Source organism: Candidatus Propionivibrio aalborgensis (assembly GCF_900089945.1).
In the GTDB taxonomy this organism is placed as follows: domain Bacteria; phylum Pseudomonadota; class Gammaproteobacteria; order Burkholderiales; family Rhodocyclaceae; genus Propionivibrio; species Propionivibrio aalborgensis.
The window spans coordinates 1-527 of record NZ_FLQY01000289.1; the positions used below are offsets into that span (position 1 = coordinate 1).

The window sequence follows — 527 nt, forward strand, 5'->3', positions numbered from 1 at the left end:
AGATCGTCGGATGCCCCGATGCGCGTGAAAATCTGGTCGAGCGGGCCAAGAACCGCGCGCTTCGCTGGAACGAAGCAGCCGATATGCGCCATCAGGGCAATCAGTGCCGTCTGTCGCATGTAGGTCGATTTGCCACCCATGTTCGGGCCGGTGATGAGCAACAGGCGCCGCCCTCCGGCGCTGTCTCCGAGCTTCGTGTCGTTGGCGATGAATGTTTCGCCGCCAGCCAATTCGCTTTCGACGACTGGATGGCGACCCCCTTCGATCAACAGGCCTGGCTCGGTAGAAAACAGCGGCCGGCAATAGTTGCGCGTCTGTGCAACATCGGCGAAGCAGGCCAGTAGATCGCACATTGCCACGGCGCGGGCGATGCGCTGCAGCTGCGGCAACTCGGACTGCAAGTCCGCCAGCACGCCTTCGTAGAGGATCTTCTCGCGAGCCAACGCGCGTTCTTGCGCCGACAACGCCTTATCCTCGAAGGCCTTCAATTCGGGTGTGATGTAGCGCTCAGCATTCTTCAGCGTCTG

1 protein-coding gene is annotated in these 527 nt (G+C 61.3%); it reads right to left on the bottom strand.

Annotation, left to right across the window (positions count from 1 at the left end; translation table 11 throughout):
• Positions 1-527, bottom strand: a 527-nt coding sequence (locus PROAA_RS13065) for a MutS-related protein (protein WP_425394019.1), incomplete at both ends; no start/stop codon positions are given.